Annotated in this window: 12 protein-coding genes; 6 read left to right on the top strand and 6 right to left on the bottom strand. The window is 74.6% G+C overall.

Annotation, left to right across the window (positions count from 1 at the left end; translation table 11 throughout):
* Positions 1-162 precede the first annotated feature (162 nt).
* Entirely contained in the window at positions 163-1,008 is an 846-nt protein-coding gene (locus BMW67_RS13725; protein WP_072748240.1) for an SDR family NAD(P)-dependent oxidoreductase, read from the top strand.
* A gap of 128 nt (positions 1,009-1,136) precedes the next feature.
* Positions 1,137-2,795 carry an FAD-binding dehydrogenase gene (locus BMW67_RS13720; RefSeq protein ID WP_072748297.1) on the top strand — a complete coding sequence of 553 codons (1,659 nt, stop codon included), beginning with the start codon at positions 1,137-1,139 and terminating at the stop codon, positions 2,793-2,795.
* Positions 2,796-3,150: 355 nt separating this feature from the next.
* Here BMW67_RS13720 and BMW67_RS13715 read toward each other — a convergent pair whose 3' ends face one another.
* The 4 genes from BMW67_RS13715 to BMW67_RS13700 form a co-directional block, all read right to left on the bottom strand.
* A complete protein-coding gene (locus BMW67_RS13715) occupies positions 3,151-4,020 on the bottom strand; it encodes a DUF2189 domain-containing protein (RefSeq protein WP_072748239.1) in 870 nt (289 codons plus the stop codon).
* 68 nt (positions 4,021-4,088) lie between these two features.
* Positions 4,089-5,216: a carboxylate-amine ligase gene (locus BMW67_RS13710; RefSeq protein WP_072748238.1), complete on the bottom strand. Its 1,128-nt coding sequence runs from the start codon at positions 5,214-5,216 to the stop codon at positions 4,089-4,091.
* A gap of 200 nt (positions 5,217-5,416) precedes the next feature.
* A complete protein-coding gene (locus tag BMW67_RS13705) occupies positions 5,417-6,619 on the bottom strand; it encodes a pyridoxal phosphate-dependent aminotransferase (protein WP_072748237.1) in 1,203 nt (400 codons plus the stop codon).
* A gap of 304 nt (positions 6,620-6,923) precedes the next feature.
* Positions 6,924-7,874 carry a DMT family transporter gene (locus BMW67_RS13700; RefSeq protein ID WP_072748236.1) on the bottom strand — a complete coding sequence of 317 codons (951 nt, stop codon included), beginning with the start codon at positions 7,872-7,874 and terminating at the stop codon, positions 6,924-6,926.
* Between the two features lie 521 nt (positions 7,875-8,395).
* Between BMW67_RS13700 and BMW67_RS13695 the strand changes: the two genes are divergently transcribed.
* Genes BMW67_RS13695 through BMW67_RS13680 form a run of 4 tightly spaced genes read left to right on the top strand, consistent with a single transcriptional unit; the run spans position 8,396 to position 10,920 of the window.
* Positions 8,396-9,250: a TatD family hydrolase gene (locus tag BMW67_RS13695; RefSeq protein ID WP_218139774.1), complete on the top strand. Its 855-nt coding sequence runs from the start codon at positions 8,396-8,398 to the stop codon at positions 9,248-9,250.
* Positions 9,247-9,642 carry a helix-turn-helix domain-containing protein gene (locus BMW67_RS13690; RefSeq protein WP_072748235.1) on the top strand — a complete coding sequence of 132 codons (396 nt, stop codon included), beginning with the start codon at positions 9,247-9,249 and terminating at the stop codon, positions 9,640-9,642. Before BMW67_RS13695 ends, BMW67_RS13690 begins: the two co-directional genes overlap by 4 nt.
* A gap of 34 nt (positions 9,643-9,676) precedes the next feature.
* Positions 9,677-10,624 (top strand): ROK family protein, encoded by a 948-nt coding sequence (locus BMW67_RS13685; RefSeq protein WP_072748234.1) that lies wholly within the window; start codon positions 9,677-9,679, stop codon positions 10,622-10,624.
* The gene (locus BMW67_RS13680; RefSeq protein WP_072748233.1) at positions 10,621-10,920 is read left to right on the top strand and encodes a succinate dehydrogenase assembly factor 2; all 300 of its coding nucleotides are present in this window, start codon (positions 10,621-10,623) and stop codon (positions 10,918-10,920) included. Before BMW67_RS13685 ends, BMW67_RS13680 begins: the two co-directional genes overlap by 4 nt.
* Positions 10,921-11,546: 626 nt before the next feature.
* Here BMW67_RS13680 and BMW67_RS13675 read toward each other — a convergent pair.
* Positions 11,547-12,692: a CaiB/BaiF CoA transferase family protein gene (locus BMW67_RS13675; RefSeq protein ID WP_072748232.1), complete on the bottom strand. Its 1,146-nt coding sequence runs from the start codon at positions 12,690-12,692 to the stop codon at positions 11,547-11,549.
* The gene (locus BMW67_RS13670) at positions 12,692-13,849 is read right to left on the bottom strand and encodes an acyl-CoA dehydrogenase family protein (RefSeq protein ID WP_072748231.1); all 1,158 of its coding nucleotides are present in this window, start codon (positions 13,847-13,849) and stop codon (positions 12,692-12,694) included. Before BMW67_RS13670 ends, BMW67_RS13675 begins: the two co-directional genes overlap by 1 nt.
* Between the last annotated feature and the right edge of the window lie 9 nt (positions 13,850-13,858).

Raw genomic sequence — 13,858 nt, 5'->3', positions numbered from 1 at the left:
AGTTCGGCCCCGAACCGACGCGCTCTCGGGCCCCCGATCTCGAGCGCCCCGATCCCGCGACGCAAGATCGCCCCCCGGCCCGCCGTTGACATGCGCGCCCGCCGCGGCGCCCACTGGCGCGGCCGGCGCCCTGGCGCGCCCGCAACTGCGATGGAGGAGCGCATGTCCCCCAGGCGCCTGACCGACGGCCACGCCTTCGTCTCGGGCGGATCGAGCGGCATCGGCCTTGCCGCGGCCGAGCTTCTGGCGCGGCGGGGCGCGCCGGTGACCCTGGCCGCCCGCGACCCGGCGCGGCTGAGCGCCGCCGCCGAGCGCGTGCGCCGCGCCGCGCCGGGCGCGCGGGTGCGCGTCGCGCCGCTGGACGTGACCGACGCCGAGGCGGCGGCGCGAGCGCTGCGCGAGGCCGAGGGCGAATTCGGGCCGGTCGAGACGCTGATCCTGTCGGCGGGCGCGACCTTGCCGGGCCGTTTCGAGGCGCTGCCGCCCGAGGCGTTCCGCGCCTTGATGGAGGTGAACTATTTCGGCGCGCTCAACCTGCTGCGCCCGGCGCTTGCGGGAATGCGCGCGCGCAGGCGCGGCGCGGCGGGGCTGGTCGGGTCGGGCGCGGGGCTCGTGGGGGTGCCGGGCTACGCGGCTTACGGGCCGACCAAGTTCGCGCTGCGCGGGCTTGCCGAGACGCTGCGCGCCGAATGCGCGCCCTTCGGCGTCGGTGTCACCATCTGCCATCCGCCCGACACGGACACGCCGCAACTGGCGGCGGAACGGCCGCTCAAGCCGCCCGAGCTGGCGGCGCTGTCGGGCGCGGCGCGGGTGCGCTCGGCCGAAGAGGTCGCGCGCGCCTTGCTGCGCGGGATGGCGCGGGGCAGGGCCGAGGTCTTCGTCGGCGCCGAGCTGGCGGCGCTCGGCCGGCTGGGCGACGCCCTGCGCCCGGCGCTGCGGCTGTGGACCGCGCGCGCCGCGCGCCGCGCCCGCCGCGCCGAGCAGGGCCGCCGTCCCCCGCCAGGCTGAAGGCCGCCCCGGCGGCGCTTCGGCGGGGGCCGGCCGCGCGCGCCGCGCGGCGTCTTGCGGGCTGCGCGGCGACGGGGCACGCTTGCGCCGAAGCCGGCGTCGGGACCGGCGCGAGGGCGGAGGAGCGCATGGAAACGGAACGGGCGGATGTGCTGGTGATCGGCGCGGGGCTTGCGGGCATGACCGCCGCGGCCGAGGCGGCCGAGGCCGGGCGCAAGGTGATCCTTCTGGATCAGGAGGGGCCGCAGAGCCTGGGCGGGCAGGCCTTCTGGTCGTTCGGCGGCCTGTTCCTGGTCGACAGCCCCGAGCAGCGGCGCATGGGCGTGCGCGACAGCCGCGATCTGGCGCTGCGCGACTGGCTCGGCACGGCGGGCTTCCACCGCCCCGAGGACCGTTGGCCGCGCGCCTGGGCCGAGGCCTATGTGGACTTCGCCGCCGGCGAAAAGCGCGCCTGGCTGCGCGAGCGCGGCGTGCGGTTCTTTCCCGTCGTGGGCTGGGCCGAGCGCGGGGGGCATGACGCTTCGGGGCCGGGCAATTCGGTCCCGCGCTTTCACGTCGCCTGGGGCACGGGCCCGGCGCTGGTCGAGGCGCTGGAGCGGCGGCTGCGCGCGCAGCAAGAGGCCGGGCGGCTGCGCCTGCTGTTCCGCCGCCGCGTCGACGAGATCGTCATGCGCGCGGGCGCCGCGGCGGGCGCGCAGGGGGCGATCCTGGCCCCGGACGAGGCCCCGCGCGGCGCGCCGACGAACCGGCGCGAGCTGGGCGCCTTCGCCGTCGAGGCCGAGGCCGTGATCCTGGCCTCGGGCGGGGTGGGCGGCGATCTCGAGAAGGTCCGCGCCCTGTGGCCCGAGCGCCTGGGCCCCGCGCCGCGCGCGATGCTGTCGGGCGTGCCGGCGCATGTGGACGGGCGCGGGATCGAGATCGCCGCCGCCGCCGGGGCGCGCCTGATCAACCGCGATCGCATGTGGCACTATGTCGAGGGCGTGCGCAACTGGGCCCCCATCTGGCCCGCGCACGGGATCCGCATCCTGCCGGGGCCGTCCTCGATGTGGTTCGACGCCTTCGGCCGGCGGCTCGAGGCGCCGTATCTGCCCGGCTTCGACACGCTGGGCACGCTCGAGCGGATCCTGCGCACGGGGCGCGATCATTCCTGGTTCGTGCTGACGCAGAAGATCATCCGCAAGGAATTCGCCCTGTCGGGGTCCGAGCAGAACCCCGACCTGACCGGGCGCAGCTGGCGCATGGTCGCGCGGCGCGCGGTCGGGCGGCGCGCGCCGGGGCCGGTCGAGGCCTTCAAGGAGAAGGGCGCCGATTTCATCGTGCGCGAGGATCCGCGCGCGCTGATCGAGGCGATGAACGCCATGACGGGCGAGGATCTGCTGGACCCGGCCGACATGCTCGAGCAGATCGCCGCGCGCGACGCGCAGCTCGACAACCCCTTCTGCAAGGACGCGCAGATCATGGCCATCCGCAACGCGCGCCGCTATCGCGGCGATCGGCTGATCCGCACCGCGCCGCCGCACAAGCTGCTCGACCCGGCGAACGGCCCGCTGATCGCGGTGCGGCTCAACATCCTGACCCGCAAGACCCTGGGCGGGATCGAGACCGACCTGCAGGCGCGCGCCCTGGGCGCCGACGGCGCTCCGGCGCCGGGGCTGTTCGCGGCGGGCGAGGCGGCGGGCTTCGGCGGCGGCGGGCTGCATGGCGCGCGGGCGCTCGAGGGCACGTTCCTGGGCGGGTGCATCTTCTCGGGCCGGGCCGCGGGGCGCGCGGCGGCCGGGCGCGGCTGAGGCCGGCGCGGAGGCGCTTCGGGCGCGATTCGCGGGGCGGCTCGGAAGGCGGTTCAGCCGCTTCGGCGTTTTTTCGCGCCCGCCCGACGCAACGTCACGATCCTGTCACGACGAATCGATAGTTTCGGAATCGTTGATGACGCAATCGCATGGGGGGAGAAGACCGGCGGAGGGGAAGCCGCCGGCATCGACGGATCCCACGGGATCCCGACCGGAGCGGCGAAAGCCGCGGCGCCTGATTTGACAAGGCGTGCGTCGGGGGGCGCGCCGGTCCCTCTTGGTTGAAATTGATTTCAGTTCCGCATTCAAAGGCAGGCGCGGCGATCTCAAGGGTCGCCGCGCCATTTTCTGCGCCTCAGGCCGGCCCGCGCAGCGCGTCGGCGTCGCCCGCGCCCGGGGGCGCGCCGGCGGCGTCCTGGGCGGCGTCCTGCGTGGGGGCCTCGTCGGGCTCGACCGCGCGGCGGTAAAGATGCCAGGTCGCATGGCCCAGCACCGGCAGCGTCACCACCAGCCCCAGAAAGGCCGGCAGCATCGAGAGCATCACCGCGGCGGTCACGATCCACGCCCAGCCGATCATCACCACGGGCGAGCGGAAAACCGTCTGGAAGCTGACGATGAGCGCCGTGATGAAGTCGCGCTCGCGGTCCAGAAGCAGCGGAATCGCCGTCACCGTGGCCGAGAACAGCACCGTCGCCAGAAAGGCGCCGTCGAGCGTGCCCACCGCCAGAAAGCCCAGCCCCTCGGGGGTGGTCGCGACGACGGTCAGGAACTCGTCCAGCGAGGAGAAGGACTTGCCCCCCAGGAACAGCGCCAGCAAGAGCCGCACCTGATAGATCCACACCCAGAAGATGAAGAGCGTCACGAAGGCCATCCAGCCCAGCTCGCGCCGGCTCTGGGCGAAGACCACCCCCAGAACGGCGCGCCAGCTCAGCGGCAGGCCCAGCTCGCGCCGGCGGCTGACCTCGTAAAGCCCGACCGCGGCGAAGGGTCCGATCAGCGGGAAGCCGACCCCGAGGAACAGGATCATCCACGGCATCTCGAGCCGCGTCAGGAAGGCCAGCATCAACAGCCCGCCCGCGGCGAAGATGCCGCCGAAGAACAGCCCGTAGAGCGGCGCGGCGCGGAAATCGTCCAGCCCCCTGGCCACCGCGTCGCGGATGTCGGCCCAGCTCAGCGGCCGCACCCTGGGCATGGGCGGATAGGCGCGCGGCGTTTGCGCGTTCATGGCGTTTCCCCCTGCGTCTTCGTTTCGTTGCGCAAAAGGTTAGCGCGGCGGGCGGGGGATCGCCAAGCTCAGCCTGCGGCGAATTCCTCGATCAGCGAATCGACGACCGCGCGCATGGCTTCGGCCGGATCGGCGCCGGCCTCGAGCGCGGCGGCGTGCACGCGCCGCTGCCGGTCGGCCGACACGCCCTGCGCGGCGATGGCGCGCGCATGGCGCAGCTCGGCCGCGCAGCCCAGCGCCTCGGCGTCGGGGCCGAGCATGTCGATCAGCTCCTCGACCAGGTCGGCCATGGGGGCAAGGCGCGCGCGCCCGTGATCGACCAGCTCGCCCGAGACGCCGTAGCGCTGGGCGCGCCAGCGGTTTTCGCGGATCAGCGTGTGCGGATACAGCCGCCAGCGCTGGTTGCGCGTGCGCAGGCGGAACAGATAGGCCAGAAGGCTCTGATAGAGCGCGGCCACCGTCGCTGCGTCGCGCGCCAGCGAGCACACGTCCGTGACCCGCTGCTCGAGCGTGGGGAAGCGGTCCGAGGGCCGGATGTCCCACCAGATGCGCGTCGCGTCCTCGATGCAGCCCGAGCGCACCAGCTGGTCGGTCAGGCGCCGGTATTCCGAATACGAGCCGAGCGGATCGGGCAGCCCGGTGCGGGGCAGGGCGTCGAACACCGTCAGCCGGTAGCTGGCCAGGCCGGTGTCCTCGCCCTCCCAGAACGGGGACGAGCAGCTGAGCGCCAGAAGATGGGGCAGGAAATACGCCGCCTGGTTCATCAGGTCGATGCGCAGGTCCTCGTCCTCGACGCCGACATGCACATGGCACCCGCAGATCAGCAGCCGGCGCACGGTCTGGCCCAGATCGGCGCGCAGGGCGTCGTAGCGCTCCTTGCGGGTGTGGGTCTGATCGCGCCAGCGGGCGAAGGGGTGGGACGAGGCGGCGATGGGCGCATAGCCGAACTCGGCCGCCGTCTGGGCGACGGCGGCGCGCAGGGCGCGCAGCTCATCCGCCGCTTCGGGGACGGTGGCGTGCGGGGCGGTGCCGACCTCGACCTGGCATTGCAGGAACTCGACCGTCACGCGCTTGCCCAGGCGCCGCTCGCAGGCCTGCATGAAGGCCGGATCGGGACGGGCGACCAGATCGCGCGTCTCGCGGTCGACGATCAGGTATTCCTCCTCGATGCCGACGGTCAGGCTGGGTCGTTCCATCCGCTGTCCCCTCCGTGGGATTTCGCTGCGCGCGGTCATGACGTTACCGGCGGGGCGCAGAGGGGACAACGGGCGCGGTTCGCGCGGGAACGGGGGGGGGCGTGCCGGCCCGACGGCGCGCGCCGCCGGGCCGGGCGCCGCACGGGGACGGGGGCGCGCGGGGCCGAGGGCTCGCGCAGCCTCTCCCCCCGCGCGCGGCCTCAGCGCAGCGCGGCGCAGAAGCGCTGGATGCGCCGGCAGGCTTCCTCGAGCAGCTCGTCCGAGGTGGCGTAGGAGACGCGGAAGTTCGACGACAATCCGAAGGCCGCGCCGAACACCACCGCCACGCCCTCGGTCTCGAGCAGCTCGGCGGCGAAGTCCTCGTCCGTGGCGATCTTCTTGCCCGAGGGGGCGGTCTTGCCGATGCAGCCCTTGATCGAGGGATAGACGTAGAACGCGCCCTCGGGGGTGGGGCACTCGACGCCCTCGGCCTCGTTGAGCATCCGCACCACCAGATCGCGCCGGCGGCGGAAGGCCTCGCGCCGCTCGGCCAGGAAGTCCTGCGGGCCGTTCAGCGCCTCGACCGCCGCCCATTGCGAGATCGAGCAGGGGTTCGAGGTGCTTTGCGACTGCAGCTTGCGCATGGCCGCGATCAGCTCGACCGGGCCGGCGGCGTAGCCGATGCGCCAGCCGGTCATCGCATAGGCCTTCGAGACGCCGTTGCAGGTCAGCGTGCGCTCGTAAAGCCCCGGCTCGACCTGCGCGGGGGTGCAGAACTCGAAGGGCGGGTAGGCGATGTGCTCATACATGTCGTCGGTCATCACCCAGACATGGGGATGGCGCATGAGCACCTCGGTCAGGCCCTTTAGCTCGTCGCGCGAATAGCCCGCGCCCGAGGGGTTCGAGGGCGAGTTGAAGATGAACCACTTGGTCTTCGGCGTGATCGCCGCCTCGAGCTGCTCGGGGGTGATCTTGAAGCGGTTCTCGAGCGTGGCCTCGACGATCACCGGCGCGCCGCCCGCCAGCAGAACCATGTCGGGATAGCTGACCCAGTAGGGCGCGGGGATGATGACCTCGTCGCCCGGGTTGAGCGTGGCCATGAGGGCGTTGTAGAGCACCTGCTTGCCGCCCGCCCCGACCGACACCTGGGCGGGCGCGTAGTCGAGCCCGTTCTCGCGCTTGAACTTGGCGCAGATGGCCTCCTTGAGCTCGGGGATGCCGTCGACCGCGGTGTATTTGGTGTGCCCCGCGTCGATGGCGGCCTTGGCGGCGGCCTTGACGTTGTCGGGCGTGTCGAAATCGGGCTCGCCCGCGCCAAGGCCGATGACGTCGCGCCCGGCCGCCCTGAGCTCGCGCGCCTTGTTGGTGACCGCGATGGTCTGCGAGGGTTTCACGCGGGAGAGGCTGTCGGCGAGAAAGGCCATCGTGAAGGCTCCTTGGTTGCGTCCGCGCACTCTCTACGCCCGCCGCGCGCGCGCGGCAAGGCGAAGCGCGAGAGGGCGGGCGACTTGCCGGCCATGGCGCCCTCCGCGCGGCGATGCGCGGGGCGGGGACGGGCCGGGGGGCGATCGGGCGCCGGATCGGGCGGGGCGCCGTCCTTGCGCCGTCCTTGGCCGGGCGGGCCGGGCGCGGCGTCGCGCGCGGCCGGCAAGCGGCGCGCCCGTCCTCGGGGCGCGCGCGCTGGGCGAGGCCGGCGCGGACCGGATGCCGCACGCGCCGCGCGGCGGCTCAGGGCCGGTCGGGGCGGCCCCTGGTCGGCGGCGCGGCGCGCGGGGCGGGCCTGCGCGCGCGCCGCAGCGCCGCCGCGGCCCGGCCGTCGATCGCGATGAGCCCCAGCGCGATCAGCGCGAAGCCCAGATAGGCCGAGGGGGCCAGGCGCTCGTCCAGCACGACGCGCCCCAGCACGATCGCGGTCGGCGGGATCATCAGCGTCACCAGCATCAGGTTCGCGGCGCCCGCCATGGCCAGGATGCGGTAATAGAGCAGATAGGCCAGCGCCGTGCCGATCAGCGCGTAATACAGGATCGCGCCCCATGCCGCGGCGCCCAGATCCAGCCGCGGCGGCCCTTCGACGAGCAGCATGAGCGGCGCCATCATCAGCGTCGCCGCGCTGGTCATGCCCGCCGCCGCCACCACGGGCGGGCGCCCGCCCAGCCGCGCGCGCCCCCACACCGAGGCGAGCGCATAGCTCAGCGCCCCGCCCAGCACCGCCAGCTGCCCCAGCGAGCGGATGTCGAACGCGCCCAGCGCCTCGGGTCCGACGATCGCGGCGACGCCCGCAAGGCCCAGCGCCACCCCCGCGGCGCGCGGCGCGGTCAGGCGCTCGTCGCGCAGGAAGGCCGCCGCGGTCAGCACGCCGAACACCGCCGTCGTCGCGTTGAGAATCGCCGTCAGGCCGCTCTCGATGCTGGTCTGCCCCCAGGCCATCAGCGTGAAGGGAACGACGTTGTTCAGCAGCCCCATGACCGCGCATGCGCCCCAGAAACGCAGGTCGCGCGGAACGCCGAGCCGCATCGCCAGCGCCGCGGCCCACAGCGCCCCCGCGCCCAGGCACGCGCGCCAGAAGACCGCCGTGAACGGCCCCGTCGCCCGCAACGCCAGCGCGATGGTCAGAAAGGAGGCGCCCCAGATCAGCGACAAGAGCGCCAGCTCGGCCCAGGCGCGGTTGGTGATGCGCATGTCGGCTCCATGGTTGATACCCTTTGCGTGCGGCGACCATGCGCCCCGCGCGCCGCCCCCGCCACCCGGATCTTGCGCGCCGCCCCGCGAGCGGGCGTCAAGGCGCGCGCCCCGCCTGCGCCCCGACCGCTCCGAGGGGTCGCCCCTCGACCCGGCGGCGAGGGCGGCGCGCCGTTTTCGCCGGGGCCGCGGCGAGAGCCGTGCGCCCCGACCGCCGCGGTGGGCCGCGCGCCCGGACCGGCCGGGGCGGGGGCCCTGACCGGCCGCGGGGGCGTCGCTGCGCGGCCCTTGGCGCGCAACGGCGCGAAGGCTGCGCGGCCCCGCGGCCCGCCCCGTGCGCGGCGGCGCGGCCTTGCGCGGCGCATCGGGCCAGGCCGGGGCGGCCGCGCTCCGGCGCCCCCGGAGCCGCAGCGCCGGCCGCCCCCCGGCCGCAGCGCGGCGCGGCGCGCCAGGACCGGCCCGGGGCAGGGGCCCGAGGGCTGCGCGCCTGCGTCGCCGCGCCCCTTGCGCCCTGCGCGCGCATGACTAGGCTGCGCGTCATGGAGCTGTTCGACATCGGCGTGAACCTGGCCAAGCCGCATTTCGACCGCGACCGCGATCAGGTCGTGGCGCGCGCGGAAAGGGCGGGGGTGACGCGCATGGCACTGACCGGCGTGGACGGGCCCGGCTCGGCGGCCTCGGCGGATCTGGCCGCGCGCCTCGGCTTCGTCTCGACCGCCGGCGTCCATCCCCACCATGCCGAGCGCTGGGACGAGGACGCCCCGCTTGTGCGCGCGCTGCTGGCCCGCCCCGAGGTGCGCGCGGTGGGCGAGTGCGGGCTGGATCTCGAGCGCGCCTACGCCCCGCGCGACGCGCAGATCCGCGCCTTCGAGGCGCAGCTGCGCCTGGCGGCCGATCTGGGGCTGCCGCTGTTCCTGCACCAGCGCGGCGCCGAGGCGCTGTTCTGCCGGATGCTCGCCGCGATGGGCCGGGATCTGCCGCGCGCGACGCTCCATTGCTTCACCGGCGGCGAGGCGCTGCTCGAAACCTGCCTCGAGCTGGGGCTGAGCTTCGGCGTCACGGGCTGGATCTGCGACGAACGCCGCAACGCCGAGCTCGTGCGCCTGATCGGCCGCATTCCCGCCGGGCGGCTGATGCTCGAGACCGATGCGCCCTATCTGTTCCCGCGCTCCATGCCCCGGACCGACGCGGGCGGCCCGCGCCGCGCGCGCAACGAGCCGGCGAACCTGGTCTGGATCGCCCAGGAGACCGCCCGCCTGCGCGGCGAGCGCCCCGAGGCCCTGGCCGCCGCGACCTTCGCCGCGGCCGAGGCGTTTTTCGCGCCCTCGGGGCCGGCGGCGCCACAGCCACGAAATCACGAGGAGGAAGCCCGATGACCGACCCGCAGGAATGGTATGGCGAAGAGGCCGCCACCCTCGGAGACCGCCTGGCCGCCGCGCGCATGGCCGCCGGTCTGAGCCAGGCGCAGCTGGCCGCGCGGCTTGGCGTGCGCCCCGCCACGCTGCGCAACTGGGAGGACGACCGCTCGGAGCCGCGCGCGAATCGGCTCGAGGTGCTGGCCGGTTTGCTGAACGTGTCGCTGGGCTGGCTGCTGACCGGCCGCGGCGAGGGCCCGGCGCCCGCCGACGAGGGCCCCGATGCGCCCTCGGTCGAAGAGGCCGCGCTGCTGGACGAGCTGCGCGCCATCCGCGCCGAGCATGGGCGGCTGGGCGACCGGCTGGCCCATCTGGAGAAGCGCCTGCGCAAGCTGGCGACGGCGCGGGGCTGATGCGCGCCGCCCGTCCCGATCGCCCGGCGGCGGCATGAGCGGCGCGGACGACGCGCCCCGCCTTGGCCTCGACTTCGGCGGCACGAAGATCGAGGGGGTTCTGATGACCCCCGACGGGCGCGAGCTTGCGCGCATGCGCGCGCCCACCCCGCGCCATGACTACGCGGCCTGCCTGCGCGCGATGGCCGATCTGGCCGCCGCGCTCGAGGCGCGCGCGGGGGTGCGCGCGCCGCGCGCGGGCGTGGGCGCGCCGGGCTCGCTCTCGCCGGCCACCGGGCTGGCGCGCAACGGCAACGCGGTGTGGATGCTGGGCCGCCCCCTGGCGCGCGATCTGGCGCAGGCGCTGGGCCGGCCCGTGCGCGTGGCCAACGACGCCGACTGCTTCGCGCTGTCCGAGGCCGCCGATGGGGCGGGCGCGGGGGCGCGCAGCGTGTTCGGCGCGATCCTGGGCACCGGCGTTGGCGCGGGGATCGTGATCGCGGGGCGCGCGCTGCGCGGGCGCAACGGCGTCGCGGGCGAGTGGGGGCACATCCCCCTTCCCGCCCCGCGCGCCGACGAGCTGGACCCGCCGCGCTGCTGGTGCGGCCGGCGCGGCTGCATCGAGACGTGGCTGTCGGGGCCGGGGCTGGCGGCCGATTTCGCCCGCGCCGTCGGGGCGGCCGAGGGCGAGGGCCCGGACGCGGCCGAGATCGCGGCGCTGGCCGAGGCGGGCGACGAGGACGCCCGCGCCGCGCTCGATCGCTGGTTCGACCGGGCGGGCCGGGCGCTGGCGCTGATCGTGAACGTGCTCGACCCCGAGGCGGTGGTCCTGGGCGGGGGGCTGTCGAACCTGCCCGACATCGAGGCGCGGCTGAGCGAGGCGACGCGGCCTCACGTCTTTTCGGACGTGTTCGAAACGGCCATAAGGCGAAACATGCATGGCGACGGATCGGGCGTGCGCGGCGCGGCCCGGCTATGGGACGAGGAAGCGAGGGACACATGACGGGACACGAGCGCGACGGCGCCTTGGCGGACGAGGGCGCGGCGATGCGGCTCAAGCGGCTGCGGCTGCGCTGCTGGCGGCGCGGAACCAAGGAGATGGACCTGATCCTCGGCCCCTTCGCCGACGCGGTGGCCGAGGGCCGGGCCGCGTGCGATCTCGACGCGCTCGAGGCGCTGATGGCCGAGAACGACCAGGATCTCTATCTGTGGGTCAGCGGCGCCGCGCCCGCGCCCGAGCGGCACATGCCCATGATCGCGGCGCTGCGCGACTTTCACGGCATCGCGCCGCGCGGCTGATCCTGCCGGCGTCGGCGCCGGGGCGGGCGGCCGGGCGCACGTCGAAGGCGGCCGGGTCATGGCGGCGAAAAAGGGGCTCCCGCAGGACGGCGCCGACGCGGCGCCGCGCCCGCGCCCGAGCGGCACATGCCCATGATCGCGGCGCTGCGCGACTTTCACGGCATCGCGCCGCGCGGCTGATCCTGCCGGCGCCGGTGCCGGAGCGGGCGGCCGGGCGCAGGCCGAAGGCGGCCGGGTCATGGCGGCGAAACAGGGGCTCCCGCAGGATGGCGCCGACGCGGCGCCGCGCCCGCGCCCGAGCGGCACATGCCCATGATCGCGGCGCTGCGCGACTTTCACGGCATCGCGCCGCGCGGCTGATCCTGCCGGCGCCGGCGCCGGAGCGGGCGGCCGGGCGCAGGCCGAAGGCGGCCGGGTCATGGCGGCGAAACAGGGGCTCCCGCAGCACGGCGCCGACGCGGCCGCCGCGCCCGCGCCCGATGCGCGGGCAGGTTCGCCGGCGCGGGCGGCCCGATGCGCGCGGGCCCTAACCCCGGCGCGTCCGCGCCGGCGCGGCGACGAGGGCCGAGGCCGGCCCCCGAGCGATCATGCCGCGGCCACGCCCGCACCGCCGCGCCGCCTTGCGCTCAGGTCAGCGCGCCCGCCTGGCGCAGCGCGTCGATGGCGGCGTCGTCCAGCCCGGCCTCGCGCAGAACCGCTTCGGTGTCGGCGCCGGCCGGGGCGGGCGGGCGCGGGGCGGGCGCCGGGGTGCGGTCGAAGCGCGGGGCGGGGGCGGCCTGAAGCACGCCCTCGACCTCGACATGCGCGCCGCGCGCGGCGTTGTGCGGATGGGCCGGCGCCTCGGAGGGCGCCAGCACCGGCGCCACGCAGGCGTCCGAGCCGGCGAAGATCCGCTCCCACTCGTCGCGGGTGCGGCTGCGGAAGACCTCGGCGTAAAGGCGCGTGCGCTCGGGCCATTTGGCGCGGTCGTTCTGGTCGGCCAGATGCGCCGCCGGCAGCCCCGCGCGTTCGAGCAGCTGGGCGAAGAACTGCGGCTCGAGCGGGCCGACGGCCAGATACTTGCCGTCCCTGGTCTCGTAGCAGCGGTAGAAGGGGGCGCCGCCGTCCAGCAGATTGGCCTGCCGTTCCTCTCGCCAGGCGCCCAGCGCCGACATCATGCGGAAGATGCCGCCGAAGGCCGACACACCGTCCACCATCGCCGCATCCACCACCTGGCCGCGGCCCGAGCGCCCGCGCTCCCACAGCGCCGCCAGAACGCCCAGCAGCAGGAACATCGCGCCGCCGCCGTAATCGGCCACCAGGTTCAGCGGCGGCGTTGGCGGGCGGTCGCGCTCGCCCATCATCCAGAGCGCGCCGGTCAGCGCCAGATAGTTGATGTCATGCCCGGCCGTGCGCGCCAGCGGGCCGCTCTGCCCCCAGCCGGTCATGCGCCCGTAGACCAGCGCGGGATTGCGCGCATGGCAGATCTCGGGGCCGAGGCCCAGCTTCTCCATCACGCCGGGGCGGAAGCCCTCGATCAGCGCGTCGGCGCGGTCGATCAGACGCAGCGCCGCCTCGACGCCCTCGGGGGTCTTGAGGTTCAGCGCCGCCGAGCGCTTGCCGCGGTTGTTCACGTCATGCGGCCGCGGCCCGCCCGAGGCGCGCTCGATCACGATCACCTCGGCGCCCAGATCGGCCAGCAGCTGCCCGGCCAGCGGGCAGGGGCCGAGACCCGCCATCTCGACCACGCGCAGCCCCTCGAGCGGGCCGCGGGAAGGGGCGGGGGCGGCCATCAGTTGCGCCTCCGCTCGTCAAGGCCAAGGCCGCGGGCGATGATCTCCTTCATGATCTCGGACGTGCCGGCATAGATGCGGCTGACGCGCGCGTCGGCATAGATGCGGCAGATCTCGTATTCCTCCATGTAGCCCGCGCCGCCATGCAGCTGCAGGCATTCGTCGGCCACGTCGCACTCGACCTCCGAGGACAGAAGCTTGGCCTGCGCCGCCTGCTCGGCCGTCAGCCGGCCGGCGACATGCTCCATGGCGCAGTGGTCCACGAAGGCCTGGGCGGCGTCGATCCTGGTGCGCATCTCGGCCATCTTGAAGCGGGTGTTCTGGAAGGCGCCGATGGGCTTGCCGAAGGCGCGGCGCTCCTGCACCCAGTCGAGCGTGATGTCGAAGGCGCGCTGGGCCTTGGCCATGTAGCCGACCGCGCCGGTGATGCGCTCTTCGGCAAGGTTGGTCATCATCAGCTTGAAGCCCCCGGCCGGGTCGCCGATGACGTTCTCCTTCGGCACCTTGACGTCGTCGAAGAACAGCTCGGCGGTGTCCTGGCTGCGCAGCCCCAGCTTGCGCAGCCGCCGCCCGCGGCGAAAGCCGGGATAGCCCGATTCGACCAGGAACAGGCCGATGGCGTGGGGCCGGGCGGGGTCGGTGCGCGCCGCGACCACGATCAGATCGGCCAGATGCCCGTTCGAGATGTAGGTCTTGGCGCCGTTCAGCACCCAGTGATCGCCCCTGTCCTCGGCCCGGGTGCGGATGCCCGCCAGGTCCGAGCCCGCGCCGGGCTCGGTCATGGCGATGGCCAGGATCGTCTCGCCCGAGACCACGCCGGGCATGTAGCGGTCGCGCTGGTCCTCGGTTCCGAAGCGCTGCAGATAGGGGCCGACGATGCGGTTGTGCAGCGGGATGAACAGCCCCGGCTCGCGCGGGCCGACCTCTTCGGTCAGGATCATGTCGTAGCGGAAGTCGTCGACCCCCGCGCCGCCGTATTTCTCGTCGGCATACATGCACAGAAAGCCGTTGGCGCCGGCCGAGCGCCAGACCTCGCGGCTGACCATGCCGTCTTCGCGCCATTTCTCGGAATGGGGAAAGACCTCGGCCTCGGCCCATTTGCGGACCGAGTCGCGGAACATCTCGTGCTCGGGCTCGTAGATGCGGCGTCTGAGCATGGCAATCTC

This window comes from Oceanicella actignis, assembly GCF_900111545.1.
In the GTDB taxonomy this organism is placed as follows: Bacteria; Pseudomonadota; Alphaproteobacteria; order Rhodobacterales; family Rhodobacteraceae; genus Oceanicella; species Oceanicella actignis.
This window is presented reverse-complemented; position numbering and strand designations above follow the sequence as displayed.